Source organism: Arthrobacter cupressi, from assembly GCF_900099975.1.
GTDB classification, from domain to species: Bacteria; Actinomycetota; Actinomycetes; order Actinomycetales; family Micrococcaceae; genus Arthrobacter; species Arthrobacter cupressi.
The window spans coordinates 333,524-359,629 of sequence record NZ_FNEI01000003.1; the positions used below are offsets into that span (position 1 = coordinate 333,524).

Here is a 26,106-nt window from a genome sequence, read left to right on the forward strand (position 1 = left end):
CGTGGCGTCAGGCTCCGGCGATTGGCGCTACCCGCGCCTTCGTGAGCCGGACGAGGTCGGCCGGGGCCAGTTCGATGTCCAGGCCGCGCCGGCCGCCTGAGACAAGGACAGTGGGGAAGTCCAGCGCCGATTCGTCCACGACGGTGGGTGATGGCTGCCGCTGGCCCAGCGGTGAAATGCCGCCCAGGACGTACCCGGTGCGCCGCTCCGCGGCCTTCGGGTCCGCCATGGCCGCCTTTTTGGACCCCATCGCGGCCGCGATCGCCTTGAGGTCCAGGGTGCCGTTCACCGGGACGATTCCGACGGCGAGCTTGCCTTCGATGTCCACCATGAGGGTTTTGAAGACCCGGGACGGGTCCACGCCGAGGACCTCCGCCGCCTCCAGCCCGTAGCTTTCCGCGCCGGGATCGTGGGTGTACGGATGCAGGGTGAACGGAACGCCGGCCGCAGCCAGGACGGCTGTGGCCGGCGTACCGGTCGATGCTTGTTTTTTCGCCACGTTGCTAGGCTGCCGGGCGTCAGGACTGCAGCCGGTCGGCGGCGGCCACCTTGCGCTTGATCCGGCCGAGCATGGCGGTCATGCCGCGCATGCGCAGGGGAGTAATGGCCCGGGTGAGGCCGAGCAGCTCCGGCATGTCGTCCGGCACGGAGAGGATTTCGGCGGCCGTCAGGCCGTCCAGTCCTTCGTGCAGGACCCCGGCGAAACCGCGCGTGGTGGGTGCTTCCGGCGGCGCCTTGAAGAACAGGCGGTAGCCGGGCGCGCCGCCGTCGTCCTTCCGTTCCGTCTCAATGGTCAGGAACAGCGGCGACTGGCACTCAACCACCTGCTCAAGCAGTTCCGGGTGGTCCAGCAGGCGCTCCGGCAGCTCCGGCAGGCCGCGCGAGAATTCGAGCAGCAGCTGCAGGCGTTCGGGCTCGCTCAGGGCTTGGAAATCATCAACAATTTCCGCCAGGGCGGCGGGCAGGGTATTGGTACTCATCACGTCCAGCTTACGCAGTCCGGACGGGGTTTCGCCCCGTCCGGACCGGTGTTCACGGAAAGCGCCGGCTAGTGGACCAGCGCCGGAACGGAACCGCGCTCCGCGCCCTTGACGATCGGGACGCGCACGGCGTTGCCCCATTCAGTCCAGGAACCGTCGTAGTTGCGCACGTTCTGGAAGCCCAGCAGGTACTTCAGGGCAAACCAGGTGTGGCTGGAACGCTCGCCGATGCGGCAGTAGGCCACCACTTCGTCGCCTTCCTGCAGGCCGGCTTCGCCCAGGTACAGGGCTTCGAGTTCTTCGCGGCTGCGGTAGCTGCCGTCCTCGGCTGCGGCGCGGGCCCACGGAATGGAGGCTGCGGTGGGGATGTGGCCGCCGCGCAGCGCGCCTTCCTCGGGGTAGGCCGGCATGTGGGTGCGCTGCCCGGTGTATTCCTCGGGGGAACGGACGTCGATCAGCGGCTTGCCGAGGTGCGCGAGGACATCCTCCTTGAAGGCGCGGATCGGTGCGTCGTTGCGCTCGACCACGGGGTATTCGCCCGGCGCCGGCTGCGGGACCTCGGTGGTCAGTGCGCGGCCTTCGGCGATCCACTTGTCGCGGCCGCCGTCCAGGAGGCGGACGTCCTTGTGGCCGAACAGGGTAAAGACCCACAGGGCGTACGCGGCCCACCAGTTGGACTTGTCGCCATAGATGACCACGGTGGTGTCGCGGGAAATGCCTTTGGCGGCGGCCAAGGCGGCGAAGCCGGCGCCGTCCACGTAATCGCGGGTGACCTCGTCGTTCAGGTCCGTGTGCCAGTCGATCTTCACGGCGCCGGGGATGTGGCCGGTTTCGTAGAGCAGGACGTCTTCGTCGGATTCGACAATAACAAGCTTGCCGTCGCTGAGCGCTCCGCCTTCGAGGGCTGCTGCGAGCCATTCGGTGGACACCAGGCGCTCCGGGTGCGCGTACTTGGCGAACTTCTCGTTCTGTTCAACGGGGTAGGACATGGGTATGGCCTTTCACTGATGATGGGCGGCGCCGGCACCGGACGGCAGGGCATCCGTCTGCCCGGCTTGGAATCAACACTATCCACGCACCCCCCGGATTGCTCCCGTGCGGTCACATGGTGAAACATGGCCGCCGCCGGCTGGATGGGGCCGTGTCCGTGCCGCCCGGGCATTCCCGGTATTCTTGCTGAGGACCTCACCCCGGAAGAACGGACCGTTTTGGTACAGATCGAACAGCTCGCCGCACGCACCCCTGCGGTCTCTGCGGACGAGATCCTGCAGGGATTCCACCCTTCCCCGCGGTTCGGGGAGGTCTCCTTCGCGAGCTACCGTCCCGATCCTTCCCAGCCCAGCCAGGCTGCCGCGGTCAAGTCGCTGGAGGGCTTCGCCGCCGTCGTCGGCAACGGCACGGGCGGCGGCCTCTTCTCCAAGCTGTTCGGCAAGAAGGACAACGGCCGCGCCGGCATCTACCTGGACGGCGGCTTCGGCGTCGGGAAAACCCACCTGCTGGCCTCCCTGTGGCACTCGGCGCCCGGGCCCAAGGCCTTCGGAACCTTCGTTGAATACACCAACCTGGTGGGGGCGCTGTCCTTCCGCAAGACTGTCGAGGCGCTCAGCGGCTACAAGCTCGTCTGCATCGACGAATTCGAGCTCGACGATCCGGGCGACACGGTGCTCATGTCCCGCCTCATGCGGGAACTGGCCGACGCCGGCGTGCGGCTCGCGGCAACCTCCAACACCCTGCCTGGGTCGCTCGGCGAGGGCCGCTTCGCCGCCGTCGACTTCCAGCGCGAGATCCAGGTCCTCGCGGACCAGTTCGATGTGGTCAGGATCGACGGCGAGGACTACCGCCACCGCGGCTTGCCGGCGGCTCCGGCCCCGCTGAAGACCGAGGACCTCAAGCGGCACATGCACGCCGAATTCGACGGCCGGACGGTCGCCGTCGACGACTTCCGCCAGTTGGTGGACCACCTGGCCGGTGTTCACCCCAGCCGCTACCGCCAGTTGATTGCAGGGATCGACGCCGTGGTGTGGCGCGACGTCGAGACCATCACCGAGCAGGCGGTCGCCCTCCGGTTCGTGGTGCTCGCCGACCGCCTGTACGACAAGGATGTTCCGATCCTGGCCAGCGGCGTGCCGTTCGACAAGCTCTTTACGGAGGAAATGATGGGCGGCGGGTACATGAAGAAGTACTACCGCGCGGTCTCCCGCCTCACCGCGTTGGCGCGCGAGGGCCAGAACCACGAACCCTCCTGACGCCGGTCCCGCTTAGGGCCGCTCCGCGGTGCTCCTGTCCTTGAGGACCCAGCGGACCACGATCCCCGCCAGCAGCGCCCAGAATGCTGCCCCGATGCCGGCGATGCTTAGCCCCGACACGGCCAGCAGGAACGTCACCGAGGCTCCGATCCGCTCCTCCGCCACGGCCAGCGCCGAGGCGATGGCCGAGGCCATGGTGCCCAGCAGGGCCAGGCCGGCCACCGCTTCGAGCAGGCCCTGGGGAGCCATGGCCACCACCGTCACCAGCGCGGCGGAGAACGCGGCGAGCACCAGGTAGGCCAGGCCCGAAGTGAAGGCTGCGATCCATCGCCGGGCACGGTCCGTGCCGGCTTCCTCCCCGGCTGCCAGGGCCGCGCTGAGGGCGGCCAGGTTGATGGCGTGGCCGCCGAACGGGGCGCCGAGCACCGTCCCGGCGCCGGTCACCAGCATCGACGGCTTCCACGGCGCTGCGTATCCGAAGGACTTCAGCACCGCCACCCCGGGAATGTTCTGGGATGCCATGGTCACGATGAACAGTGGCAGGGCCAGGCCTGCTACGGCCGGCAGGCTGAACTCCGGTGTGGTCCAATGCAGCTCAGGCAGCAGGCGGTCCGCCGGAACAGAACCGCCGTTCAAGGCGATGTGGAGGCCGATCACCGCCAATGCGACCGCGAGCGAGGCCGGAACGGACCAGCGCGGGGCCAGCTTCATCATGACCAGCCAGCACAGGATCACCGGTGCCACCAGCAGGGGAGCGGAGCCGAGGGCCTTGAACGGTGCCACGCACAAGGGCAGGAGCACCCCGGCGAGCATCGCTTGGGCCAGTGCGGTGGGGATCTTAGCCATCAGCCGCCCCAGCGGCGGGAGAAGGCCCGTGAGGGCGATCAGCACCCCGGCGGTGAGGAAGGCGCCGACGGCGGCCGGCCAGCCGCCGTCGGGCGTTCCCGCTCCGGCGAGAAGAGCGGCACCCGGAGTGGACCAGGCGAGCGTCACCGGTGCCTTCGAACGCCAGGAAAGCCAGAGGATCCCGACGCCGAAGCTCAGCGTGAGTGCCAGCAAGCCGCTGGCGGCCTGGGCATCGCTTGCGCCCACGGCGCGCAACCCGGCCAGGACCACCGCAAAGGAGGACGTGAAGCCGACGAGTGCCGTCACGATGCCGGCGGTGAGGGGCATCGACAACTGGCGGGACGGGGCTGGGTGAGCGGGAGCTTCGGCCGGTGCGGCGCTGGAATCCGGGGAGGGCATGATCTTCAACGGTACCCGTTAAACGCCAAGGGCACCGGTGCCGCCTCCCGGCGGGACCGGTGCCCCGTTGACGTAACTGTTACGGGCGCTCTTTACGGAGCCTTGTCCGTGGCGGGAGCCTCGCCGCCCGGCTCATCACCGCTGGCGTTCTCCACGAAACCGGAAGCTGCATCCTGGACGGCGTCGACCTGCTCGGCGAACTTTCCGCCGGTCTTGTCATCGACGAAATCGCCGGCCTTCTGGATGCCGTCCTTGATGGCTTCCTCGTTGCCACCAATGAGCTCCTGAGCTTTGCCCTTCAGATCGTCAATTAGTCCCACGGGCACCTCCCTTCGGTCGCGGAGCCAGATCGCTCCTCCCGCTTTCGAGCCTAACCCGTCATCCTTGCCCTGCCAAGGACGGGGCGGGGTTCCTGTCAGCGGCCCGCGTCCAGGCTGGCGGATGGCTGGTGCCTTGGGCTGTGCGGGTTCATCAGCGAATGCCTGCGGCCGTAGCCGAAGTAGATCGCCAGGCCGATGACCAGCCAGACGCCGAACCGCAGCCAGGTGTCCCAGGGAAGCTGCGTCATGAGGAAGCCCGAGGACAGCACGCCGAAGGCCGGGACCAGGGGCATGAGCGGCAGACGGAAGGTGCGCGGGGCACCGGGCTTGGTGTAACGGAAGACGATTACGGCCACGCACACCACCACGAACGCGGCAAGGATGCCGATGTTGGTTAGGTCGGCGACTGCCTTGATCGGGAAGATGCCGGCGAGGAAGGCCGAGGTGATGCCAGCGATCCAGGTGACGCGCTGCGGGGTACCGTGCCGGTCCGTCTTGGCGAACCAAGACGGGAGGAGGCCGTCGCGGCTCATCGTGAACCAGACGCGGGTGACGCCGAGCAGGAAGGTGAGCATGACGGTCAGGATCGACAGCACCGCGAAGACCGAAATGATCGTGGCGATGACCGGAAGGCCCACGCCGGTGAAGGCCGAGGCGAAACCGGCCGTGGGGTTGATGTCCTTGTAGTTCTGCATGCCGGTCAGGACAAGGGTTGCCGCCACGTAGAGGAGCATGGCGATCACGAGCGACAGCACGATTGCCTTGGGCATGTGCTTCTTGCCGTCCTTGGCTTCCTCCGCCGCGGTGCTCATGGCGTCGTAGCCGAAGACCGCGAAGAAGACGGTGGCCGATCCGGCCAGGACCGGTCCGAAGCCACTGGGCATGAACGGGTTGTAGTTCTCGGTGTTGATGTAGAAGATGCCCAGGCCGATGATGAACACGATCAGCAGCACCTTGATGCCGACGGCGACGAGTTCAAAGCGGCCGAAGGTCTTGGTGCCGCGGCTTAGGATCCACGTGACCACGAGGCAGACCAGGATCGCCGGCAGGTTGATCACGCCGCCCTTTCCTTCGTCCGCAGTGGACGTCATCCAGGTGGGCATGTGGATACCGATTCCGGAGAGGAAGGCGTCAAAATATCCGGAGATGCCGATCGCGACGACGGCGACGATTGCGATGTACTCAAGCAGCAGGTCCCAGCCGATGAACCAGCCCACGATCTCTCCGAGGGCGACGTAGCCGTACGTGTAGGCGGATCCGGCGCGGGGGATCATGCCGGCGAACTCGGCGTAGGAAAGCGCCGCCGCGGCCGATGCGAGGCCGGCCACGAGGAAGGAGATCAGCACTGCGGGTCCGACGCCGGGGTTGCTGCCGTTGCCGTGGGCCACCAGCCCGGCGAGTGAGAAGATGCCGACGCCGATGATGCCGCCCACTCCGATCGCGGTCAGCTGCCAGAGTCCGAGGCTCTTGAAGAGCCCGCTGTGCTTGTTCTCCTCCTCGATGGTGTCGATCGGTTTCTTCCTGAGGATCGAACTCGAAAGCGTTTGTTGGTTCACCGTGGTGCTCCTGCCTGTAGGCGTGGTGTCTAAAGCCAAAAAGGTCCGAAGAAAAGTATGCGAGTCGAATCACATCAGATAAAGCGATTTTTCCTTAGCTGTATTCGTGGGATATTCCTATGATTCGAAGCTTGGGCCACCCGGCTTGGGCGGTCCGAAGCGGACCGAAGGTACAAAAAAAGCAGCTCCGCGGAGCTGCTTTAGAGTGGGCGGGGGCCCGGAGAGCGGACGACGAGATTCGAACTCGCGACATCCACCTTGGCAAGGTGGTGCTCTACCAGCTGAGCTACGTCCGCACATTCCGCCAGGAACCGAAATGCATTCGGGATCCTTAAAAACAGGAGAGCGGACGACGAGATTCGAACTCGCGACATCCACCTTGGCAAGGTGGTGCTCTACCAGCTGAGCTACGTCCGCAAATATTGAGCGGATGGCCGGAGCCATCCGCTCAACGTCAAGCAAGTTTCCTTGCTCCCGTGGGCGATACTGGGATCGAACCAGTGACCTCTTCCGTGTCAGGGAAGCGCGCTACCGCTGCGCCAATCGCCCGTGATGATCCGGCCGGAACCGGAAATCCAGGGTTTTCACCGAGGTGGGTACGGGATTCGAACCCGTGTATACGGCTTTGCAGGCCGCTGCCTCGCCTCTCGGCCAACCCACCGTGTAAGCAATGCCTCCGGTTTCCCGGAAGCCTCTGCCGTGACAGTGTCCTGCGAGCGGACGACGAGATTCGAACTCGCGACATCCACCTTGGCAAGGTGGTGCTCTACCAGCTGAGCTACGTCCGCAATGCCGGATTTCCGCGTTCCCGCCCTGGTGGGCTGGGCGCCGCTTTCCGACGAGTAAAAACTCTATAGGAGGTTCGAGGAAACTCCAAATCGTTCCGGCCTGCGGGCTTCCCGAGGCCGCGACTTCCGCGGAATGGCGCGGAATATTCGAGTTACACGCATGTAATTAGCCGGAGCGTCCACGCATGCGGATGCCTTCGTGCCGGCAACCCTGCGCCCTTGCAGCGCTCCAGTTCGGCAGCTGTTCCGGCGGTTTTTGATTTCCGGCCGGAGTCGGTTAGTGTTTTTGATGCACGGGCGATTGGCGCAGTGGTAGCGCGCTTCGTTCACACCGAAGAGGTCACTGGTTCGAACCCAGTATCGCCCACCGTGACGTGAAGGCCCCTGTTGTTCCGCAAGGAAGAGCAGGGGCCTTTGCCGTACCTCCGATGGGCCCGGCTCGGATCCTGTCGGAGGTCTGTGAAAGAGTTTTCCTTATGACAGATCCACTGCTTGCCCACGCCACCGACCACGGCCGGATGTACGCCCGTTCCACCGCGGAAGCCTTCTCGGTGCCGTCCATCACCACGGTCATCGGCCAGCAGGCACACTCGCTGGACGGCTGGTTCGGCTACATGGGAGCGAACAGCCTGGCCAACGATCCCGAGTTGCCGCGGCTCCTTGGCAGCCCCGGCGGGCTCCGGCAGGCGGTCAACAAGGCAGCCAAGGCGGCCGAGGTGTATCGTGACGACGCCGCCCAGCGCGGGGACCGCGTGCACGGCTACTGCGAACAGGTGGCATTGCGAGCCTTGGGCAGGCCGCACCGGGTGGCTGAAGCCCGCAACGACCTCGCATCGCACGGCGAGGAAGCCTTCGCGGCCCGCTTCGATGAATGGTGGGAGCTGTACCGGGTGGAGCCGCTTGCCCCGGAAATCACCGTGTGGAACACGAGCGTCGGTTACGCCGGCACCCTTGACCTCGTTGCGCGGATCAATGGGCGGGTTTGCCTGATCGACTACAAGACCAAGGGCACCAACCGCGACGGTACCGTGAAGGCACTCGACGACAAGGTCGTGATGCAGTTGGTGGCGGGCATGAAGGCCGAAGAAAGCCTCGTGGACCCGGTTGCAGGGGAGTGGGAGCCCTGGAAATACGGCGAGGATCCGGTCCTGCTGGCGGTGGCGATCGGTGAGACCGAAGTCCGCCCGCAACGTGCGAATCCGGAAGTCCTGAAACACCACTGGTGGAAGTTCTGCGCGCTCAAGCGGGTCTGGGAGATGTCCGCGGACGTCGCGGCGGCCGGCGCAGCATTGCTCCCGGTGGCACCTCCCGCGTACCCCGCCGCTCCCGCGGTGGCCGGCTCCACTAAACTGGCTTAGCTTCCGTTTCGCAGGGAGATAAAGCAAACGCCGATCGTGAGGACAGACAGCGCATGGCCATTTTGAGCATCCGGATCATCGGGGACCCCGTGCTGCGTACGGTGGCGGATCCCGTCACGGACTTCGGCCCCGAGCTTGCCAAGCTGGTTGCGGACATGACCGAAACCATGGAGGACGTGGATGGCGCCGGCCTCGCGGCCCCGCAGATCGGCGTGAGCCAGCGGGTCTTCACCTACCGGATCGACGGCGTGGAGGGGCACATCATCAACCCCGTCCTGGAAAACAGCGAAGACTTCCAGGAAGACCAGATCGAAGGCTGCCTGTCCATCCCCGGCCTCGCCTACCCGGTGCGCCGCCGCCGCGCCACCCGCGCCACCGGAGTCGACCTCCACGGAAACCCGGTTAGTGTCGAGGCCGAGGGCATGCTCGCGCGCTGCTTCCAGCACGAAACTGACCACCTGGACGGCATCCTCTTCACCGACCGCCTCGAAGGGGACGACCGGAAGTCCGCCCTCCGCGCCATCCGGGCCGCGAACTACCACGCGGTGACCGAACAGACCACCAGCAAGCGGGCAACCACCGTCGGCTCCAGCTTCGGCAGCTTCGGTATTGCTGAATGAAGGTCCTGTTCGCCGGCACTCCGGCCGTCGCCGTCCCGTCCCTTGATGCCTTGGTCAACGCCGGATTCGACGTCGTCGCTGTCCTGACCCGCCCGGACGCGCCGACGGGCCGCAAAAGGATCCTGACGCCGTCGCCGGTTGCCGTCCGCGCCGCCGAACTCGGCATCGACCTTATCCACGCAAGCAAGGTAGACGCAGACACTATCGCGCGCATTGCCTCGTACGAGCCCGATGTCGCCGCGATCGTCGCGTACGGCGGAATCATCCCGAAGGCGGCACTGTCCGTCCCGCGGCACGGCTGGATCAACCTGCATTTCTCCCTGCTCCCGGCCTGGCGCGGCGCCGCCCCGGTGCAGCGGGCCGTGATCGCCGGCGACGACATCACCGGCGCCGCCACGTTCCAGCTCGAGGAGGGCCTGGACACCGGACCGGTGTTCGGAACCGTCACAGAAGCGATCCGGCCTGAGGACACCGCGGGCGAACTGCTCGAACGGCTGTCCGCCAGCGGTGCCGTCCTGCTGAGCCAGACCCTGTCCGCCGTCGACGCCGGCCGGGCAGCGCCCGCGCCGCAGCAGGGCGATGTGTCACTGGCCCCAAAGCTCACGCTCGACGACGGCCGCATCGACTGGCGGCAGCCCGCCCTCGCCGTCAACCGCAGGGCCCGCGGGGTCACCCCGGAACCCGGCGCCTGGACCATGTGGGATGGCCAGCGGGTCAAGCTCGAAGAACTGGCGCTGCGGCCGGACGTCAAGGACCTGGCGCCGGGGCGCGTCCGCGTTGACGGCAAGAATGTTTTGGTCGGCACCGGTTCCCATGCCGTGCGGCTTGGCCGGATCCAGCCGGCCGGCAAGAAGATGATGGCCTCGGCCGACTGGGCCCGCGGGGTGGCAGTGGAAAGCGTGGAATTCGAATGAGTGAGTCCGGACGACGGAACCCTGCCAATCATGGCGGACGCGACGGCGGCAGCCGCGACGGGGGCAACCGCAGCCAGGGCGGTGGCGGCACAGTGCGGCGCGACGCCAAAGGTCGGGAACGCAACCGCGGGCCGCAGCGCGGCTTCTCCGCCAGCGCTCCTTCGCAGCGTACCCGCCGCGCCGATCCCGCGCGCCTGGTCGCCTTCGAAGTCCTGCGGGCCGTGGCCGCCGAGGACGCCTACGCCAACCTCGTCCTGCCGGCCAGGATCCGGCACCACCGCCTCGACAAACGCGACGCCGGCTTCGCCACCGAACTGAGCTACGGCGCGCTGCGCGGCCAGGGAACGTACGACGCCATCCTGGCAGCCTGCGTGGACCGGCCGCTCGCAAAGCTGGATCCGGCCGTGCTTGACGCCCTCCGCCTCGGCGCACACCAGCTCCTGGCCATGCGCGTCCCGGCGCACGCCGCCCTGGACCAGACGGTGGGCCTGGCCCGTGCCGTAATCGGCGCCGGCCCGTCCTCCCTCATTAATGCGGTGCTCCGCAAGGTCACCGCCCGCACACTCCCGGAATGGCTCGACCACGTGCTGGCGGGGGAGACCGACACCACCAGGATCGACGCCGTGCGCCACGCGCATCCGGAATGGATCGTGCGGGCACTCCGGCAGTCCCTGGTGGCCCACGGCCGCCCGGCGGATGAAATCACCGAGCTCCTCGAAGCCGACAACGAGGCGCCCGTGGTGAACCTCGTCGCGCTTCCCGGCCTCGGCAGCCTTGAGGAAGCGCTGGAGAACGGCGCAACCCCCGGCCCGCTCGTCGCCGGCTCGGCGTTGTCCAGCGGCGGCGACCTCGGCCGCCTGTCCTCGGTCCGGGCCGGCACCACCCGCGTCCAGGACGTCGGTTCCCAGCTGGTTGCCCGCGCCGTCGCCGCCGTCGAGCTCGGCAGCTCCGGCGAGCAGGCCGGCGAGAAGTGGCTGGACCTCTGCGCCGGTCCCGGGGGCAAAGCCGCGCTGCTCGCCGCACTCGCCAACGAGGCAGGCGCCAGCCTGCTCGCCAACGAACCCGCCCCGCACCGCGCCAAGCTCGTCAGCCAGGCCCTGGCGGCCGTGCCCGGTTCTGCCTGGTCGGTGCGCACCGGCGACGGCCGGGACCTCGGCAAGGAACAGCCGGGAAGCTTCGACCGCGTCCTCGCCGACGTCCCCTGCAGCGGCCTGGGAGCGCTCAGGCGCCGGCCGGAATCCCGCTGGCGGCGCACGCCCAAGGACCTTGCCGAGCTCGGTCCGCTGCAGCGTGAACTGCTCGGGTCCGCCATCGACGCCGTCCGGCCCGGCGGCGTGGTGGCCTACGTGACCTGCTCCCCGCATCCCGCCGAAACCACCGCCGTCGTCAGCGACGCCGTGGCCGGCCGGGAGGACCTCGAACTGCTCGACGCCGGTGCCGCGCTGGACGCCGTCAGCCTCGGCGGGAACCTCGGCGCCGGCAACGAACTGACCGCCCAGCTCTGGCCGCACCTGCACCGCACGGATGCCATGTTCATGGCCCTCATCCGGAAAAAGGCCTAAGCCCGGAAACCACGGCTCCACCTGCATCCGCACACCACCAACGCCAAGGGGAACACACTTGTCCACCTGCTGCATCAACCCGAGCATCCTGTCCGCCGACTTCGTGAACCTGGAAGCGGAGCTGAAGCGCATCAGCAACGCCGACGCCGTGCACGTGGACGTCATGGACAACCATTTCGTGCCGAACCTGACGCTTGGCCTGCCGGTGGTGGAACGCATCCAGGCGGTCAGCCCCGTTCCGCTGGACGCCCACCTGATGATCGCCGACGCCGACCGCTGGGCGCCTGCCTACGCCGACGCCGGCGTCGCCTCGGTAACCTTCCACGCGGAGGCTGCCATCGCACCGGTCAAACTCGCACGGGAGCTGCGGGCACGCGGGGCGAAGGCAGGTATGGCATTGCGCCCGGCAACCCCGGTGGAGCCGTACCTGGACATACTCAGCGAACTGGACATGCTCCTGATCATGACGGTGGAACCCGGCTTCGGCGGACAGTCCTTCCTGGACGTGACGCTGCCCAAGATCCGCCGGGCGCGCGCCGCCATCGATGGGTCGGGGATCGGTGTGGCGCTGCAGGTGGACGGGGGCATCACGGAGGAAACCATCCTGCGCGCCGCCGAGGCTGGTGCCAACGTGTTCGTGGCCGGCTCGGCCGTCTACGGCAAGGACGACCCCGCGGCTGCCATCGAGCGCCTCCGCGAAGCCGGCCTCGCCGCTGCGTCGCGGCGCTGACGGCGCGTGTGCGCCAAACCATGACGAACTGTTGACCCGCGCGGCCCGGGAATAGCCGGCCTGTCGCCGAAGTTGTGCCACAATAGCAAACACACATTACGTGCTCCGGGGTCGGTGTAATTCCGAACCGGCGGTCATAGTCCGCGACCCGCGAGCCATCGTTTCCAATCCGGAAGCGGCGGCGAACGGTTGAACTGGTGGAATTCCAGTACCGACAGTCAAAGTCTGGATGGGAGAAGCACGTACAGTCACGCTGCGGCGTCCCCTTTTCGGGCGCCCGCATCCGTGCTGTCGTACACCCCCGGAGCCATCGCGGCTTTCAGGGAAGGAACGGCATGGATTTTCTGCGATGGCTCTTCGAAGCACAGATTCCGGTTGGCGGATCTGCGCTTGTTCTACGCGAAGTGCTGGGTAACATTTTCGGGCTCGCCAGCGCCCTCGGCGGAATGCGCCGCAAAGTCTGGGCATGGCCCGTGGGTATCGCGGGCAATCTGCTCCTCCTCACCGTTTTCCTCGGCAATGTCTTCGGTGCCGCGACGCCGGCCACCCTCTGGGGCCAGGCCGGACGCCAGATGATGTTCATCGCGGTCGCCGCCTACGGCTGGTACCGCTGGCGCGAAGGGCGCAGCACTGCCACGCAGGGCCGCGCGCTCGTGCCGTCCTGGGCTCCCGCCAAGGTCCGGATCGCCCTGATCGCGGCCCTCTTTGCCGGCACCGCCGCCCTCACCCCGCTGTTCGACTCGCTGGGCTCCTACCCGCCGGTCTGGGCAGACGCCTGGACCTTCACCGGATCACTGCTTGCCACCTACGGCATGGCGCGCGGCTGGACCGAGTTCTGGCTGATCTGGGTGGCCGTGGACATCGTCGGCGTGCCGCTGCTGTTCAGCGCCGGCTACTTCGCCAGCGCCTTCATGTACCTTTTCTACGGCTTCTTCACCCTGGCGGGATTCTTTGTCTGGTGGCGGGCAGGGCGCCGTGAGAGTCTTTCCACGCAGCCCGCCGCCGTGCCGGCCGGAGCAGCATCATGAGCACCGTCACCGGACCCATTACCGGCTTCGCCGTCACGGACGCCGAGAAGGCCGCCATGGACACCGCCCTCGCCGCGGCGCTCCGCGGCCCGCGCGGAGCGAACCCCCTGGTCGGGGCCGTGGTGCTCGGCAGCGACGGCAAGCAGCTTGTGGCCGGGTACCACCGGGGGGCAGGGACGGCCCACGCGGAGGCCGATGCCATCGCCGAAGCCCGGGCCGCAGGGATCGACCTCAAGGGCACCACCATGGTGGTCACGCTGGAACCGTGCAACCATTCCGGCCGCACCGGACCGTGTTCACAGGCGATCATCGACGCCGGGGTCTCCCGGGTGGTGTACGCCGTCGACGACCCGCACCACCATGCGGCCGGCGGAGCCGTCACGCTGCGGGCGGCCGGGGTCGCCGTCGAGTCCGGCCTGGGCGCGGAAGAGGCCACGGAGCTGAACCGTGAATGGTTCGACGCCGTTCGGCGGCGCCGCCCCTTCGTCACCTTGCACATCGCCCAGACCCTGGACAGCCGGATCGCGGCCAGTGATGGCACCAGCCAGTGGATCTCCAGCCAGGAATCGCTGGCGGACAACCACGGCCTGCGCGGACTGATCGATGCCATTCTGGTGGGGACCGAGACCGTGCTCGTGGACAATCCGCGCCTTACTGCGCGCAACGGCGCCGGCGAGGAATCCGGCAAGCAGCCGCTGCGCGCGGTCATGGGCCTGCGCGGCATCCCGGAGGAGGCAGCCATCCGGGGGAGCGACGGCAACTTCGTCCACCTGCCCACCCGGGACCCGGCCGAAGCCCTGGCGATGCTCTACGCGCGGGACATCCGCCACGTCATGGTCGAAGGCGGTTCCCGGGTCCTGAGCGCCTTCCTCGCGGCCGGACTGGTGGACGAACTGATCGTCTACCTGGCCCCCACCCTGCTCGGCAGCGGCACGCCGGCCCTGCGCGAGCTGGGCATCAGCACCCTCGCCGACGCGCAGCACTGGACCTGGGACGAGGCCGGAGGGGGAGCCGTCCGCAGGCTCGGACGCGATCTCCGGCTGCACCTGAAACCCCTGGCGGCCACCGCCGAAGACCACAAAGACGGCAAGGACGCCGCGGAAGCCACCGAAGGAGAACACTGAAATGTTTACCGGAATCGTCGCCGAACAGGGCAAGGTCCTGTCGATCGGCCACCAGGGAACGGAAAGCGCCACACTGCGCCTCACCGCCCCCAGCACCACCGGCGGACTGGAACTGGGCGGCTCGATCGCCGTCAACGGCGTCTGCCTCACGGCAACCGAGATTGACGGCCAGGAGTTCAGCGTGGACGTCATGGGGGAGACCCTCGTCCGGACCACCATCGGCGAGCTGGCCCCGGGCGATGCCGTGAACCTCGAACGTTGTGTACCCGCCGGCGGCCGGCTGGACGGCCACGTCGTCCAGGGCCACGTCGACGGCGTCGGGCAGCTCCTCGAGCGAGAATCCCAGGGCAACTGGGACCGGCTCCGCTTCGGTGTTCCGGCCCAACTGGCCCGTTACATCGCCGAGAAAGGCTCGATCGCCGTCGACGGCGTGTCCCTCACGGTGACCGCCGTGAGCCCCGCCGCGGAAAGCGAACCCTGGTTCGAAGTGGGCCTGATCCCCACCACCCTGGAGGAAACCGGCCTCGGCGCCAAGTCGATCGGCGGACGGGTCAACCTGGAAGTCGACGTCCTGGCCAAGTACACCGAGCGGCTGCTCTCCTTCGCGGCCCGCCCGGGGGCCGGCAGCCACGCCGCCGGCAACGACACTCTGACCGCCGGCAACGACACCGTGAAGGGAGGGGACGCACTGTGAGCATCTCCCCTGACGGACGCAGCACGGCTGTGCACCACGGGCTGGACCCCGTGGAGGACGCCATCGCCGCCATGGCCGCCGGCCGGGCCGTAATTGTGGTCGACAATGAAGACCGCGAAAACGAAGGCGACATCATCTTCGCCGCCGAACACGCCACCCCCGCCCTCATGGGCTGGACCATCCGCTACAGCTCCGGCGTGATCTGCGTTCCCCTCGAAGGCGCCCGCGCCGACGCCCTCCAGCTGCCGCCCATGGTGGAAATCAACCAGGACTCCAAGGGAACGGCGTACACCGTGTCCTGCGACGCGGCCACCGGCGTGAGCACCGGAATCTCGGCAGGAGACCGGGCGCTGACCGCCAGGATCCTCGCGGACCCGTCCAGCACGCCGTCGTCGATTACCCGCCCGGGGCATATTTTTCCGCTCCGCGCGGTTAACGGTGGAGTGCGTGAACGTCCCGGGCACACGGAGGCGGCAGTGGACCTGTGCCGCCTCGCCGGGCTCTCCCCGGTGGGCGTGATCGCCGAAGTGGTTCACGATGATGGTGAGATGATGCGCCTGGACAGCCTCCGGGACTTCGCTGCTGAACACGGGTGCCCGCTGATCTCAATCGAAGATCTGGTGGAATACATCGGTGCAGCGGCAGGCCAGGCAGGAGAAGAGGAGACACGATGACCGCACAGCGTTATGGCGACGACGTCAATAGCGACGGTGGCAATAAGGGACACCGGAAGCACCCGGTCAGCGGCGGCCCGGTGGTCCAGCTGCCCACCGCCTTCGGCGAGTTCATCGCCCAGGCCTGGATCGACGAGGCCACCGGTGTGGAGCACCTCGCGGTGAGTTCGCCGAACGCTCCCCGCAACGGAGTTGCGCCCCTGGTTCGCCTCCACTCCGAATGCCTCACCGGCGACGTCTTCGGCTCCTACCGCTGCGACTGCGGCGAACAGCTGGCCTACGCCCTGGAGCTGATCCGCGACGAAGGCGGGACCCTGCTCTACCTGCGGGGACAGGAAGGCCGGGGAATCGGCCTGGCCAACAAGATCAAGGCCTATGCGCTCCAGGAAGCGGGCTTCGACACCGTGGAGGCCAACGAACAGCTCGGCCTGCCGGTGGACGCCCGCTGCTACAAGGCCGCGGCTCAGATCCTCGCCGAAATGGGCCTGCACGAAATCCGGCTGCTGAGCAACAACCCGGACAAGCAGAACCGCCTGGCCCAGGCCGGAGTCAAGGTTGTTGAGATGGTCCCCACGGAGGTTCCTTCCCGGGAAGAAAACCTCCGCTACCTGCAGACCAAGAAGGACCGAATGGACCACCGGCTGACCCTCGCGGACCCGGCGTCGGCCGGCGCCGGAACTTTTGACCACGAACAAGACTGAACGGAAAACAACACACCCATGAGCGGACACGGCGCCCCCACAATCGACCTCACCACCCTCAACCACGAGGAAACCTCGCAGCTGAAGCTCGCCATCGTGGCGGCCAGCTGGCACACCCAGATCATGGACGGGCTCCTGGACGGAGCCCTCCGCGCGGCCAAGGACGCCGGCATCAGCGAACCCACCGTGCTGCGCGTTCCGGGCAGCTTCGAGCTCCCCGTCGCGGCTGCCCGGCTGGCGCCGCACTTCGACGCCGTCGTTGCCCTCGGCGTCGTCATCCGCGGCGGAACGCCGCACTTCGACTACGTCTGCCAGGCCGCGACGTCGGGACTTACCGATGTCAGCGTCCGCACCGGCGTGCCGGTCGGCTTCGGCGTGCTCACCTGCGACACCGAGCAGCAGGGCCTGGACCGGGCCGGGCTTCCCGGTTCTTCCGAGGACAAGGGCCATGAAGCCGTCACGGCCGCCCTGGCCACCGCACTGACCCTCAAGCAGTACCCGGCGGCCTGAAGGCGGGCATGATGCGAAGGGGATGCGGGCGGCGCACGGCTGTGTGTTCGCTCACATCCCCTTCGTCATGCAAGGCCCCGGGAAGCGGCCCCGCCCGCCGAACAAGTAGGCTGTAGGGCGTGAAGAATTTCGAGACGCTGTTCGCAGAACTGAGCGAAAAGGCAGCGAGCCGTCCGGCCGGGTCCCGTACCGTCGCCGAACTGGACTCCGGAATCCACGGCATCGGCAAGAAGGTCGTCGAAGAAGCCGCCGAAGTCTGGATGGCTGCAGAATACGAATCCGACGAGGCCGCGGCCGAGGAAATCTCCCAGCTGCTGTACCACCTGCAGGTCCTCATGCTGGCCAAGGGGCTGAACCTGGAGGACGTTTACAAGCATCTGTAGCCGCGCACGCGTGGCCCATGCTTGAAAACCACCCCTTCCGTACCATCCCCAGAAAGACTCCCATGCTGCGAGTAGCCGTCCCCAACAAGGGTTCCCTGTCCGAAGCCGCCTCCGCGATGCTCAGCGAGGCGGGATACCGCCAGCGCCGCGACTCCCGCGAACTGGTCATGGTCGATCCCGACAACGAGATCGAGTTCTTTTTCCTGCGCCCGCGCGACATCGCCGTGTACGTTGGCCAGGGAACCCTCGACGTCGGCATCACCGGCCGTGACCTGCTGCTGGACGCCCAGGTGGAGGCCGAGGAACTGCTGCCCCTGGGCTTCGCCGCCTCCACGTTCCGCTTCGCGGGCCCGGTCGGCAACTTCTCCGGCGTCGAGCAGCTTGAAGGAAAGCGGCTCGCCACCAGCTACGACGGCCTCCTGCGCGACTACCTCGCCCAGCGCGGCGTCAACGCGAAGGTGGTCCGCCTCGACGGCGCCGTGGAATCCTCTGTGCGGCTCGGCGTCGCGGACGCGATCGCCGACGTCGTGGAGACCGGCAACACCCTCAAGGCCGCCGGCATGGAAATCTTCGGCGAACCGATCCTCCGCTCCGAAGCCGTCCTCATCCGCCGCACCGGCGAAGGCGGCGCGGCCAACGGCACCGCCAAGGAAATCGACGTGCTGATCCGCCGCCTCCAGGGCGTGCTGGTGGCCCGCCAGTACGTACTCATGGACTACGACATCCGCAAGGACCTGGTCGAAGACGCCGCAGCGCTGACGCCGGGCCTGGAGTCGCCCACGGTGTCCCCGCTGCGCGACTCCGACTGGGTGGCCGTGCGGTCCATGGTGCCGAAGAAGGAAACCAACCGGATCATGGACGAACTGTACGACCTTGGCGCCCGCGCCATCCTGGTCAGCAGCATCCACGCCTGCCGCATCTAGTCCGGACCGCACCCAACCACAGGAGTAATCATGGCTGTAGCCGTACGGGTCATCCCGTGCCTGGACGTTGATGCCGGGCGGGTCGTCAAGGGCATCAACTTCGAGGGCCTCCGCGACGCCGGCGACCCGGTGGAACTGGCGCACCGCTACGACAACGCCGGCGCGGACGAACTGACCTTCCTCGACGTCACCGCCTCCTCCGGCAACCGCGAGACCACTTTCGACGTCGTGCGCCGCACCGCCGAAGAAGTCTTCATCCCGCTGACCGTCGGCGGCGGCGTGCGCGGCGTCGCCGAAGTGGACAAGCTGCTGCGCTACGGCGCGGACAAGGCCTCCATCAACACCGCCGCGGTGGCCCGGCCGGACGTGATCGACGAGATCACCCGGCATTTTGGCTCCCAAGTGCTGGTCCTCTCCGTGGACGCCCGGCGTACCCGCCCGGGCTCCGAGCCCACGCCTTCCGGTTTCGAGGTGACCACCCACGGTGGCCGCCAGGGAACCGGCATCGATGCCATCGCGTGGGCCAAGGAGGCTGCCGGCCGCGGCGTGGGGGAGATCCTGCTGAACTCGATCGACGCCGACGGCACCAAGGACGGTTTCGACCTGGAACTGATCCGCTTGGTCCGCGCCGCCGTGAACATCCCGATCATCGCCTCCGGCGGCGCCGGGGAACCGGCGCATTTCCCGCCGGCCGTGGAAGCAGGCGCCGACGCCGTCCTGGCCGCCTCTGTTTTCCACTTCGGACCCGATGACATGATCGCCCAGGTCAAGACGGCCATCCGCAAGGCGGGCTTCGAGGTCCGCTGAGACGCCTTAAACGACGGCGGGCCACCGGTTCACAAACCCGGTGGCCCGCCGTCGTCGTTAAGTCAGGAACAGGTCAGAGGCCGACTTCGGCGGACTGCAGGAGCGCGACGGCGTCCGGCTGCCCTTCGAAGGTGACCAGCGCGTGCCGGGTGCGGCCGTGGGCGTGCATGAGCAGTTCGCCCGGTTCGCCCACGATCGCCACGGAAACGGGCGCCCGCTTGGCCACATGCCGCGGGCCGGTGGGACGGACAAGGACAATGCCGAGGTCGACGCCGCGGTAGAGGATGGCCGCCCGCTTGATCAGCTCGTCCCACAGGGCGTCGGAGTAGGCCTCGTCCAGGGCGCGCGGCGCCCAGCGGTCGCCGGCGCGGCGGATGTCCTCGGTGTGCACGAAATACTCGATGAGGTTGGAGGATTCGTCGAGGGCCTTGATCTTCAGCGGCGAGAGCGGTGGGGGACCGGCGCGGAAGGTGTTGACGAGTTCGGCGTAGGCGTCTGCCGAATCCAGTTTGGCCGCGAGCTTGGCGGTGGCCTTGTCCGACGCTTTTGCCAGGCCCTTCACCAGCAGCCCGATTCCCACGGCGGCCTTCCGCTCGCGCAAGTAGAGGTGCGCGGCAAGATCCCGGGTCTGCCACCCTTCGCAGAGCGTGGGGGAATCAGGACCGGCCGCCAGGAGGGTTTCGGCCAATACTTCACGGGAGGGATCGACGAAATGCATCACTTGTGAAATTAGCACGAGAGCAGCCCGGATGCGCACTGGAACCGCCGCTGGATTCCCGGACTCCCGAAGGCACTAGACTTGATCCGATGTCCGATCAGCCAGTACCCAGCACCGACCCTGCCGCAGGCCCCCTCCCGGAGGGAATTGCCGCTGCCCTGAAACGCGATCCTGCCGGCCTCGTGGCCGCCATCATCCAGCAGCATGACACCGGCGAAGTACTCATGCTTGGCTGGATGGACGACGAAGCCCTGCAGCGCACCCTGACCAGCGGTCGCGTCACGTTCTACTCCCGCTCCCGCCAGGAGTATTGGCGCAAGGGCGACACCTCCGGTCACGTCCAGTTCGTCAAGTCCGTTGCCCTCGACTGCGACGGCGACGCCCTGCTGGTCCGCGTCGAGCAGGTGGGCGCCGCGTGCCACACCGGAACCCGGACCTGTTTTGACGGCCGGGACCTTGGCGCGGTCGTTTCGGCGCACTGACCCCTCCTGAGCCAACCACCACCCACCCGAACACAAGAAGAGGCGGAGAAGAATAGCCATGCAGGACCTTGGAATCATCAGCCCGGGCCTGGACGAGTTCCGCGAACTCGCCGCACACAGCAGGGTCATTCCGGTCCGCCTGAAGGTGCTGGCTGACGCCGAAACCCCGATCGGTCTCTACCGCAAGCTGGCCCAGGGCCAGCCGGGCACTTTCCTGATGGAATCGGCTGCCGTGGGCGGCGCGTGGTCCCGCTATTCCTTCATCGGCGCCCGCTCCCGCGCCACCCTGACCAGCAAGGACGGCCGGGCGCACTGGATCGGCGAACCGCCCGTGGGCGTGCCGGTCGACGGCAGCCCTGTCGACGCGGTCCGGGACACCGTGGCAGCGCTCCAGACGGAACGCTTCCCCGGCCTGCCGCCGTTCACCTCCGGCCTGGTGGGCTTCCTCGGCTGGGAAACCGTGCGCCACTGGGAGAAACTGACCAGCCCGCCCGAAGACGACCTCCAGTTGCCGGAAATGGCGCTGAACCTGGTTACGGACATGGCCGTGCACGACAACATGGACGGCACCGTCCTGCTGATCGCCAACGCCATAAACTTCGACAACAGCTCCGAACGGGTGGACGAGGCCTGGCACGACGCCGTCGCCCGGGTGAAGGCCCTGCTTGAACGGGTCAGCACGCCCGTGGAGCAGCCCGTCTCCGTACTCGCCAGCGAAGCCCTCGACTTCGCCTCCAGCGTCCAGGAGCGCTGGGACGAGCAGGAATACCTGAACGCCATCGACCGCGGCAAGGAAGCGATCGTGGACGGCGAGGTGTTCCAGGTGGTCATCTCGCGCCGCTTCGAACTTGAATGCGCCGCCGACCCGCTGGATGTGTACCGGGTGCTGCGCAACACCAACCCCAGCCCGTACATGTACCTGTTCAGCCTCGAGGATGCCGACGGCCGGGCCTACACCATCGTCGGGTCCTCCCCGGAAGCGCTCGTCACCGTGAAGGACGGGGAGGTCATCACCCACCCGATCGCCGGTTCGCGCCCCCGCGGCAAGACGGTTGAGGCGGACAAGGCACTGGCCACCGAACTGCTCGCGGACCAGAAGGAACGCTCCGAGCACCTCATGCTGGTGGACCTGTCGCGCAACGACCTCTCCAAGGTCTGCGTCGCGGGCACCGTGGACGTCACGCAGTTTATGGAGGTCGAACGGTTCAGCCACATCATGCACCTGGTCTCCACGGTCGTCGGCGACCTCGCACCCGGCGCCACCGCGTATGACGTCCTTAAAGCGACCTTCCCGGCCGGCACCCTCTCCGGGGCGCCCAAGCCGCGGGCGCTGCGCCTGCTGGACGAACTTGAGCCGCACCGGCGGGGGATCTACGGCGGCGTGGTCGGGTATCTCGACTTCGCCGGGGACATGGACATGGCCATCGCGATCCGTTCGGCCCTGCTGCGCGAAGGCCGGGCCTACGTCCAGGCCGGCGGCGGCATCGTGGCCGATTCGCACAAGCCCGCCGAAGCGCTGGAAACAGTGAACAAGGCCGCCGCGCCGCTGCGTGCCGCGCATATCGCGGCTTCGCTGCGCAACATTTCGGCCGAATCCGTCGACGGCGGCAGCACCGGCGGAGACGCCGGTACCAGCGGGGCTAGCGCCAAGTGAACCCCGCAGGCACCCGCGACGCCGGAACGGAACGGCCCGTGAAGCCGCCGTTCTGGGCGCGCAAGGCAAACCTCGTGCTGGCCACCGCCGTTTTCGCGCTGGCGGTGTTTGGCACCACGACCCAAAGCTGGATCGACGTGAGGCTGGACCCGGCCGTGGCCGCCAACGCAGACCTCCACGTCCAAGGCAGCAAGGCCGCCACCGCGGTGACCGCCCTGGCCCTGGTGGCCCTCGCCGGCGGGCTGGCCGCGTCCATCGCCGGCAGGATCTCGCGCTGGATCATTGCCGCCCTGATCCTGCTGGCCTCGGCCGGCATCATCGTCGCGGCGGCAACCGTCCTGGCCGATCCGCTCGGCGCCGCGCAGGGCACCATCGCCGCCAGCACGGGCATCTCCGGCGGCGACGCCGCGGTGACGGTCACCCCGTTCCCCGTGCTCGCCGTCGTGGCCGGGGCCCTGCTCGCACTGTGCGCGCTGGTGTTGCCCGCAGCAGGCCGCTACTGGAAGTCCAGGACCAAGTACGACCGCGGCCGGCAGGCCGCCCGCGGCGGCAGCGGACCGGTCGACGAGATCGACAGCTGGGACAGCCTCTCCCGCGGGGAAGACCCCACGTAACGTCTATGGGGCGCGGCGCCGGCCGTGTCCCGGGCCCTGTCAATAGATGGCAGAATGTAAGCAGTATCCATCCTGAGGAGATTTCACATGAGCAAAACCACCGTGTCCGCCAGCAAAGCCCCCGAAACGGCCGCCAGCCACAGCGACGTTATCGGCCACGGCAACAGCCCGGCTGCGTGGACCTGCGTGATTATCATGCTCGTCGGGGCCTTGGTGAGCTCCGTCGCCTTCGTCATTGCCAACACCCCGGTGTTCATCGCCGGTGCCGTTCTCATGGTGGTCGGCCTGATCGCCGGCTGGGGCATGCGCAAGGCCGGTTACGGCGTCGGCGGCAGCAAGCTGAAGAACGCCGGCCACTGACTGTGACGGTTCTTGATGACATCATCGCCGGTGTCAGGGAGGACATGGCTGCGCGCCAGCGCCTGAGCGGCCTCGCCGAGGTCAAGGAACGGGCTCTGGCCGCCGCTCCGGCCCTGGACGCCTGGGCCGCCCTGGGCGGCCCCTCCGCGCAGCGCGACGAACTGAAGGTCATCGCCGAGATCAAGCGACGCAGCCCGTCCAAGGGCGACCTCGCCTCGATCACCGACCCCGCGGCCCTCGCCGTGCAGTACGCCGACGGCGGGGCCTCCGTGATCAGCGTCCTCACCGAGGAGCGCCGCTTCAACGGCTCGCTCGCCGACCTTGACTCCGTGCGTGCCGCCGTCGACATCCCGCTGCTGCGCAAGGACTTCACGGTCGACGAGTACCAGATCTGGGAAGCCCGCGCCCACGGCGCGGACCTGATCCTGCTGATCGTCGCGGCTCTGTCCGACGCCCAGCTGCAGGAGTTCAGCGCCCTCAGCCGTGAGCTGGGCATGAACGTGCTGGTCGAAACCCACACGCCCGAGGAAATCGAGCGCGCGGCTGCTGCCCAGGCGCGCATCATCGGCGTGAACGTGCGCAACCTCAAGACGCTCGACGTCGACCGTTCCCTTTTCGCCTCGCTCGCCGGGAACATTCCGGCCGGCGCCGTCGTCGTGGCGGAATCCGGTGTGCGGAACGCCGACGACGTCGCCCACTACGCGGGTAACGGCGCCCACGCGATCCTCGTGGGGGAGGCGCTGGTCAGCGACGCCACGCCGCGGGAACGCATTGCCGAATTCAAGGCGGCCGGCGCGGCCGCCATGGCTGTCAGCCGCTGACGCCAGCTCCCGGGCGGTGCTGCGCCGCCCGGGAGGACCCGAACCATCAACCGAACAGGACGGTGACCTTTGGTGGACGCACCAACATCCAGGCCGGAGCAGAATGCGGCCGACGCATTCCTGCAGGGCGGAGCTTCACTGCGCAACGCGAGCGGGCCGTACTTCGGTTCCTACGGCGGACGCTGGATGCCGGAGTCGCTCATCGCGGCCCTGGACGAGGTGCAGGACACCTTCGAGAAGGCCAAGGCCGATCCCGAGTTCCTCGCCCAGCTCAAGGACCTGAACAAGAACTACTCGGGCCGTCCCTCCCTGCTCACCGAAGCCAAGCGCTTCTCCGAGCACGCCGGCGGCGCCAGGATCTTCCTCAAGCGCGAAGACCTCAACCACACCGGTTCGCACAAGATCAACAACGTCCTCGGCCAGGCCCTGCTCGCCAAGCGCATGGGCAAGACCCGCGTGATCGCCGAAACCGGCGCCGGCCAGCACGGCGTGGCCAGCGCCACCGCCGCGGCCCTACTCGGCCTCGAATGCGTTGTCTACATGGGCGCCGAGGACTGCCGCCGGCAGGCCCTGAACGTTGCCCGCATGCAGCTGCTCGGCGCCACCGTGGTGCCGGTGACCAACGGCTCCCAGACCCTCAAGGACGCCATCAACGACGCCCTGCGCGACTGGGTCACGAACGTCGAAAACACCCACTACCTGCTCGGCACCGCCGCCGGCGCCCACCCGTTCCCGGCGATGGTGCGTTTCTTCCACGAGGTCATCGGCGAGGAAGCCCGTGCCCAGATCCTGGAGCAGACCGGCAAGCTGCCGGACGCCGTCTGCGCCTGCATCGGCGGCGGGTCCAACGCCATCGGCCTCTTCCACGCCTTCCTCGACGACTCCGCCGTCAAGATCTACGGCTTCGAGGCCGGCGGCGACGGCGTCGAAACCGGCCGGCACGCGGCGGCCATTTCCCTGGGACGCCCCGGCGTGCTGCACGGTGCCCGCTCGTACCTTATGCAGGATGAGGACGGCCAAACCGTCGAATCGCACTCCATCTCTGCCGGCCTGGACTACCCGAGCGTCGGCCCGGAGCACTCCTACCTCGCCGACATCGGCCGGGTCACCTACGAGCCCGTCACGGACACTGAGGCCATGGACGCCTTCCGGCTCCTCTGCCGCACCGAGGGCATCCTGCCCGCCATCGAGTCCGCCCACGCCCTCGCCGGCGCCATCAAGGTGGGCCAGCGCCTCACCGAAGGCAAGGCCGACCCGTCCGAGGTCTCGATCATCGTGAACCTCTCCGGTCGCGGCGACAAGGACGTCGAGACGGCGGCCGCCTGGTTCGACATGCTCGACGAGGACGGCAACGTCAAGGGCACCACACTTTCCACCCGCACACCCAAGGGCCCCGCCGAGCGCAGCACGGAGGAACAGCGCAGCACGGAGGAGCAGAACCGATGAGCGAAACCACCAGCAAGTCCGCTGCCGCGATCGACCGCGCCAAGGCCGAGGGCCGTGCCGCCCTCATCGGGTACCTGCCCGCCGGCTACCCGGACGTGCAGGCCAGCATCGACGCCGGCATCGCCCTGGCCCGCAACGGAGCCGACCTCATTGAGATCGGCATCCCGTACTCGGACCCCGTCATGGACGGCCCCGTCATCCAGGCGGCCACCACCGAAGCGATCGCCAACGGCTTCCGGGTGGCCAGCGTGTTCGACGTCGTTGCCGGCATCACCGCAGTCACCGACGCCGCGGTGCTGGTCATGACCTACTGGAACCCCGTCATGCGCATGGGCGTGGACGAGTTCTCCCGCCGCCTCGCAGAAGCCGGGGGAGCGGGCCTCATCACGCCCGACCTCATCCCCGACGAGGCGGCCGAATGGTTCGAGGCCTCGGACAAGTACGGCCTCGACCGCGTCTTCCTCGTGGCCCCGTCCTCCACGCCCGAACGCCTGGAAATGACCGTCAAGGCCAGCCGCGGCTTCGTCTACGCGGTCTCCATCATGGGCATCACCGGCACCCGGCAGGCCGTCAGCGGCAGCGCCGAAAAGCTCGTGGCCGACACCCACGCCGCCGGTGCCGAACGCGTCTGCGTCGGTCTCGGTGTCTCCACCCGCGAACACGTCCGTGAGATCGCGGCGTACGCGGATGGCGTGATCGTCGGAAGCGCCCTGGTCGCGGCCGTCCGCGACGGCGGCGTGGACGCCGTCGGGAAGCTCACCAAGGACCTCAGCGCCGGCCTGCACAGGGAAACCGCGCAGGCCTAGCCCGCCAGTATCGAGCGCAGCCTCAGGAAAAGGACAACTTAA

The 26,106-nt window shown here is 67.9% G+C and carries 29 protein-coding genes, 6 tRNA genes and 1 riboswitch; of the genes, 23 read left to right on the top strand and 12 right to left on the bottom strand.

The window, feature by feature from the left end; translation table 11 throughout:
* Positions 1-7: 7 nt before the first annotated feature.
* The 3 genes from ybaK to BLP88_RS05710 all read right to left on the bottom strand — a co-directional run bounded on the left by ybaK (position 8) and on the right by BLP88_RS05710 (position 1,969).
* Positions 8-499: a Cys-tRNA(Pro) deacylase gene (gene ybaK / locus BLP88_RS05700; protein WP_074587606.1), complete on the bottom strand. Its 492-nt coding sequence runs from the start codon at positions 497-499 to the stop codon at positions 8-10.
* 19 nt (positions 500-518) lie between these two features.
* Positions 519-980 (bottom strand): SufE family protein, encoded by a 462-nt coding sequence (locus tag BLP88_RS05705; protein WP_175453498.1) that lies wholly within the window; start codon positions 978-980, stop codon positions 519-521.
* Positions 981-1,048: 68 nt separating this feature from the next.
* Positions 1,049-1,969 (bottom strand): sulfurtransferase, encoded by a 921-nt coding sequence (locus tag BLP88_RS05710; protein WP_074587607.1) that lies wholly within the window; start codon positions 1,967-1,969, stop codon positions 1,049-1,051.
* A 219-nt stretch (positions 1,970-2,188) separates the two neighbouring features.
* Here BLP88_RS05710 and zapE point away from each other — a divergent pair, with 219 nt between their 5' ends.
* Entirely contained in the window at positions 2,189-3,226 is a 1,038-nt protein-coding gene (gene zapE, locus BLP88_RS05715) for a cell division protein ZapE (protein ID WP_074587708.1), read from the top strand.
* A 12-nt stretch (positions 3,227-3,238) separates the two neighbouring features.
* On the opposite strand, the gene BLP88_RS05720 is transcribed toward zapE, so the two are convergent.
* The 8 genes from BLP88_RS05720 to BLP88_RS05755 all read right to left on the bottom strand — a co-directional run bounded on the left by BLP88_RS05720 (position 3,239) and on the right by BLP88_RS05755 (position 7,135).
* A complete protein-coding gene (locus tag BLP88_RS05720; RefSeq protein ID WP_084110844.1) occupies positions 3,239-4,471 on the bottom strand; it encodes a benzoate/H(+) symporter BenE family transporter in 1,233 nt (410 codons plus the stop codon).
* Positions 4,472-4,563: 92 nt separating this feature from the next.
* On the bottom strand, positions 4,564-4,797 hold the full coding sequence (locus BLP88_RS05725; protein ID WP_084110845.1) for an antitoxin: 234 nt from the start codon (positions 4,795-4,797) through the stop codon (positions 4,564-4,566).
* Positions 4,798-4,886: 89 nt separating this feature from the next.
* Entirely contained in the window at positions 4,887-6,347 is a 1,461-nt protein-coding gene (locus BLP88_RS05730) for an amino acid permease (RefSeq protein WP_074587610.1), read from the bottom strand.
* A 223-nt stretch (positions 6,348-6,570) separates the two neighbouring features.
* A tRNA-Gly gene (locus BLP88_RS05735) sits at positions 6,571-6,643 on the bottom strand.
* A 48-nt stretch (positions 6,644-6,691) separates the two neighbouring features.
* Positions 6,692-6,764, bottom strand: a tRNA-Gly gene (locus tag BLP88_RS05740).
* 60 nt (positions 6,765-6,824) lie between these two features.
* Positions 6,825-6,896, bottom strand: a tRNA-Val gene (locus BLP88_RS05745).
* A 41-nt stretch (positions 6,897-6,937) separates the two neighbouring features.
* Positions 6,938-7,008: transfer RNA gene (locus tag BLP88_RS05750), tRNA-Cys, on the bottom strand.
* Positions 7,009-7,062: 54 nt separating this feature from the next.
* Positions 7,063-7,135, bottom strand: a tRNA-Gly gene (locus BLP88_RS05755).
* A 295-nt stretch (positions 7,136-7,430) separates the two neighbouring features.
* Here BLP88_RS05755 and BLP88_RS05760 point away from each other — a divergent pair.
* From BLP88_RS05760 to hisF, 15 genes are all read left to right on the top strand, one after another.
* Positions 7,431-7,502, top strand: a tRNA-Val gene (locus BLP88_RS05760).
* Positions 7,503-7,611: 109 nt separating this feature from the next.
* Positions 7,612-8,493: a cytochrome gene (locus tag BLP88_RS05765; protein ID WP_074587612.1), complete on the top strand. Its 882-nt coding sequence runs from the start codon at positions 7,612-7,614 to the stop codon at positions 8,491-8,493.
* Positions 8,494-8,546: 53 nt separating this feature from the next.
* Positions 8,547-9,113, top strand: coding sequence for a peptide deformylase (gene def / locus BLP88_RS05770; protein ID WP_074587613.1), 567 nt, complete (start codon positions 8,547-8,549; stop codon positions 9,111-9,113).
* Positions 9,110-10,027 carry a methionyl-tRNA formyltransferase gene (gene fmt / locus BLP88_RS05775; RefSeq protein WP_074587615.1) on the top strand — a complete coding sequence of 306 codons (918 nt, stop codon included), beginning with the start codon at positions 9,110-9,112 and terminating at the stop codon, positions 10,025-10,027. The genes def and fmt overlap by 4 nt, the downstream gene beginning before the upstream one ends.
* Entirely contained in the window at positions 10,024-11,589 is a 1,566-nt protein-coding gene (locus tag BLP88_RS05780) for an RsmB/NOP family class I SAM-dependent RNA methyltransferase (protein ID WP_074587617.1), read from the top strand. The genes fmt and BLP88_RS05780 overlap by 4 nt, the downstream gene beginning before the upstream one ends.
* A gap of 58 nt (positions 11,590-11,647) precedes the next feature.
* On the top strand, positions 11,648-12,319 hold the full coding sequence (rpe, locus tag BLP88_RS05785) for a ribulose-phosphate 3-epimerase (protein ID WP_074587618.1): 672 nt from the start codon (positions 11,648-11,650) through the stop codon (positions 12,317-12,319).
* Positions 12,320-12,415: 96 nt separating this feature from the next.
* A riboswitch (FMN riboswitch) is annotated at positions 12,416-12,565 on the top strand.
* Positions 12,566-12,654: 89 nt separating this feature from the next.
* On the top strand, positions 12,655-13,347 hold the full coding sequence (pnuC, locus tag BLP88_RS05790) for a nicotinamide riboside transporter PnuC (RefSeq protein WP_074587620.1): 693 nt from the start codon (positions 12,655-12,657) through the stop codon (positions 13,345-13,347).
* The gene (gene ribD, locus BLP88_RS05795; protein ID WP_074587622.1) at positions 13,344-14,471 is read left to right on the top strand and encodes a bifunctional diaminohydroxyphosphoribosylaminopyrimidine deaminase/5-amino-6-(5-phosphoribosylamino)uracil reductase RibD; all 1,128 of its coding nucleotides are present in this window, start codon (positions 13,344-13,346) and stop codon (positions 14,469-14,471) included. The genes pnuC and ribD overlap by 4 nt, the downstream gene beginning before the upstream one ends.
* 1 nt (position 14,472) lies before the next feature.
* Complete coding sequence (locus BLP88_RS05800) at positions 14,473-15,165, top strand: riboflavin synthase (protein WP_074587624.1); 693 nt, start codon at positions 14,473-14,475, stop codon at positions 15,163-15,165.
* A 71-nt stretch (positions 15,166-15,236) separates the two neighbouring features.
* Positions 15,237-15,839, top strand: a complete 603-nt coding sequence (ribB, locus tag BLP88_RS05805; RefSeq protein ID WP_245679781.1) for a 3,4-dihydroxy-2-butanone-4-phosphate synthase — start codon at positions 15,237-15,239, stop codon at positions 15,837-15,839.
* Complete coding sequence (gene ribA, locus BLP88_RS05810; protein WP_074587628.1) at positions 15,836-16,540, top strand: GTP cyclohydrolase II; 705 nt, start codon at positions 15,836-15,838, stop codon at positions 16,538-16,540. Before ribB ends, ribA begins: the two co-directional genes overlap by 4 nt.
* Positions 16,541-16,558: 18 nt before the next feature.
* Positions 16,559-17,050 (top strand): 6,7-dimethyl-8-ribityllumazine synthase, encoded by a 492-nt coding sequence (gene ribH / locus BLP88_RS05815; protein ID WP_074587629.1) that lies wholly within the window; start codon positions 16,559-16,561, stop codon positions 17,048-17,050.
* A gap of 119 nt (positions 17,051-17,169) precedes the next feature.
* A complete protein-coding gene (locus BLP88_RS05820) occupies positions 17,170-17,433 on the top strand; it encodes a phosphoribosyl-ATP diphosphatase (protein WP_074587631.1) in 264 nt (87 codons plus the stop codon).
* Positions 17,434-17,495: 62 nt separating this feature from the next.
* Positions 17,496-18,356: an ATP phosphoribosyltransferase gene (gene hisG, locus BLP88_RS05825; RefSeq protein WP_074587633.1), complete on the top strand. Its 861-nt coding sequence runs from the start codon at positions 17,496-17,498 to the stop codon at positions 18,354-18,356.
* 30 nt (positions 18,357-18,386) lie between these two features.
* Entirely contained in the window at positions 18,387-19,163 is a 777-nt protein-coding gene (gene hisF, locus BLP88_RS05830; RefSeq protein ID WP_074587635.1) for an imidazole glycerol phosphate synthase subunit HisF, read from the top strand.
* Positions 19,164-19,236: 73 nt separating this feature from the next.
* Here the strand turns inward: hisF and BLP88_RS05835 are convergent, their stop codons facing one another.
* Positions 19,237-19,881 carry a TIGR03085 family metal-binding protein gene (locus BLP88_RS05835; RefSeq protein ID WP_074587637.1) on the bottom strand — a complete coding sequence of 215 codons (645 nt, stop codon included), beginning with the start codon at positions 19,879-19,881 and terminating at the stop codon, positions 19,237-19,239.
* 89 nt (positions 19,882-19,970) lie between these two features.
* Here BLP88_RS05835 and hisI point away from each other — a divergent pair, with 89 nt between their 5' ends.
* From hisI to trpA, 7 genes are all read left to right on the top strand, one after another.
* Positions 19,971-20,363, top strand: coding sequence for a phosphoribosyl-AMP cyclohydrolase (gene hisI / locus BLP88_RS05840; RefSeq protein ID WP_074587639.1), 393 nt, complete (start codon positions 19,971-19,973; stop codon positions 20,361-20,363).
* A gap of 58 nt (positions 20,364-20,421) precedes the next feature.
* Positions 20,422-22,017: an anthranilate synthase component I gene (locus BLP88_RS05845; protein ID WP_074587641.1), complete on the top strand. Its 1,596-nt coding sequence runs from the start codon at positions 20,422-20,424 to the stop codon at positions 22,015-22,017.
* A complete protein-coding gene (locus BLP88_RS05850) occupies positions 22,014-22,631 on the top strand; it encodes a Trp biosynthesis-associated membrane protein (RefSeq protein WP_175453499.1) in 618 nt (205 codons plus the stop codon). The genes BLP88_RS05845 and BLP88_RS05850 overlap by 4 nt, the downstream gene beginning before the upstream one ends.
* An 87-nt stretch (positions 22,632-22,718) precedes the next feature.
* Entirely contained in the window at positions 22,719-22,991 is a 273-nt protein-coding gene (locus tag BLP88_RS05855; RefSeq protein WP_074587643.1) for an HGxxPAAW family protein, read from the top strand.
* Between the two features lie 2 nt (positions 22,992-22,993).
* Entirely contained in the window at positions 22,994-23,812 is an 819-nt protein-coding gene (gene trpC / locus BLP88_RS05860; protein ID WP_074587645.1) for an indole-3-glycerol phosphate synthase TrpC, read from the top strand.
* A 69-nt stretch (positions 23,813-23,881) separates the two neighbouring features.
* Positions 23,882-25,258 (top strand): tryptophan synthase subunit beta, encoded by a 1,377-nt coding sequence (trpB, locus tag BLP88_RS05865; protein ID WP_074587647.1) that lies wholly within the window; start codon positions 23,882-23,884, stop codon positions 25,256-25,258.
* Positions 25,255-26,064 (top strand): tryptophan synthase subunit alpha, encoded by an 810-nt coding sequence (gene trpA, locus BLP88_RS05870; protein WP_074587648.1) that lies wholly within the window; start codon positions 25,255-25,257, stop codon positions 26,062-26,064. Before trpB ends, trpA begins: the two co-directional genes overlap by 4 nt.
* Positions 26,065-26,106: the final 42 nt, after the last annotated feature.

Excerpts from the sequence above, each read along its gene's own strand:
- BLP88_RS05835 (WP_074587637.1), bottom strand. The coding sequence starts at position 19,881 with ATGCATTTCGTCGATCCCTCCCGTGAAGTATTGGCCGAAACCCTCCTG.
- BLP88_RS05710 (WP_074587607.1), bottom strand. The coding sequence starts at position 1,969 with ATGTCCTACCCCGTTGAACAGAACGAGAAGTTCGCCAAGTACGCGCAC.
- hisI (WP_074587639.1), top strand. The coding sequence starts at position 19,971 with ATGTCCGATCAGCCAGTACCCAGCACCGACCCTGCCGCAGGCCCCCTC.
- trpA (WP_074587648.1), top strand. The coding sequence starts at position 25,255 with ATGAGCGAAACCACCAGCAAGTCCGCTGCCGCGATCGACCGCGCCAAG.
- ribA (WP_074587628.1), top strand. The coding sequence starts at position 15,836 with ATGACCGCACAGCGTTATGGCGACGACGTCAATAGCGACGGTGGCAAT.
- fmt (WP_074587615.1), top strand. The coding sequence starts at position 9,110 with ATGAAGGTCCTGTTCGCCGGCACTCCGGCCGTCGCCGTCCCGTCCCTT.
- hisF (WP_074587635.1), top strand. The coding sequence starts at position 18,387 with ATGGCTGTAGCCGTACGGGTCATCCCGTGCCTGGACGTTGATGCCGGG.
- BLP88_RS05800 (WP_074587624.1), top strand. The coding sequence starts at position 14,473 with ATGTTTACCGGAATCGTCGCCGAACAGGGCAAGGTCCTGTCGATCGGC.
- BLP88_RS05780 (WP_074587617.1), top strand. The coding sequence starts at position 10,024 with ATGAGTGAGTCCGGACGACGGAACCCTGCCAATCATGGCGGACGCGAC.
- BLP88_RS05855 (WP_074587643.1), top strand. The coding sequence starts at position 22,719 with ATGAGCAAAACCACCGTGTCCGCCAGCAAAGCCCCCGAAACGGCCGCC.
- ribH (WP_074587629.1), top strand. The coding sequence starts at position 16,559 with ATGAGCGGACACGGCGCCCCCACAATCGACCTCACCACCCTCAACCAC.
- ribD (WP_074587622.1), top strand. The coding sequence starts at position 13,344 with ATGAGCACCGTCACCGGACCCATTACCGGCTTCGCCGTCACGGACGCC.
- def (WP_074587613.1), top strand. The coding sequence starts at position 8,547 with ATGGCCATTTTGAGCATCCGGATCATCGGGGACCCCGTGCTGCGTACG.
- ribB (WP_245679781.1), top strand. The coding sequence starts at position 15,237 with ATGGCCGCCGGCCGGGCCGTAATTGTGGTCGACAATGAAGACCGCGAA.
- BLP88_RS05765 (WP_074587612.1), top strand. The coding sequence starts at position 7,612 with ATGACAGATCCACTGCTTGCCCACGCCACCGACCACGGCCGGATGTAC.
- BLP88_RS05705 (WP_175453498.1), bottom strand. The coding sequence starts at position 980 with ATGAGTACCAATACCCTGCCCGCCGCCCTGGCGGAAATTGTTGATGAT.
- BLP88_RS05845 (WP_074587641.1), top strand. The coding sequence starts at position 20,422 with ATGCAGGACCTTGGAATCATCAGCCCGGGCCTGGACGAGTTCCGCGAA.
- pnuC (WP_074587620.1), top strand. The coding sequence starts at position 12,655 with ATGGATTTTCTGCGATGGCTCTTCGAAGCACAGATTCCGGTTGGCGGA.
- BLP88_RS05720 (WP_084110844.1), bottom strand. The coding sequence starts at position 4,471 with ATGCCCTCCCCGGATTCCAGCGCCGCACCGGCCGAAGCTCCCGCTCAC.
- hisG (WP_074587633.1), top strand. The coding sequence starts at position 17,496 with ATGCTGCGAGTAGCCGTCCCCAACAAGGGTTCCCTGTCCGAAGCCGCC.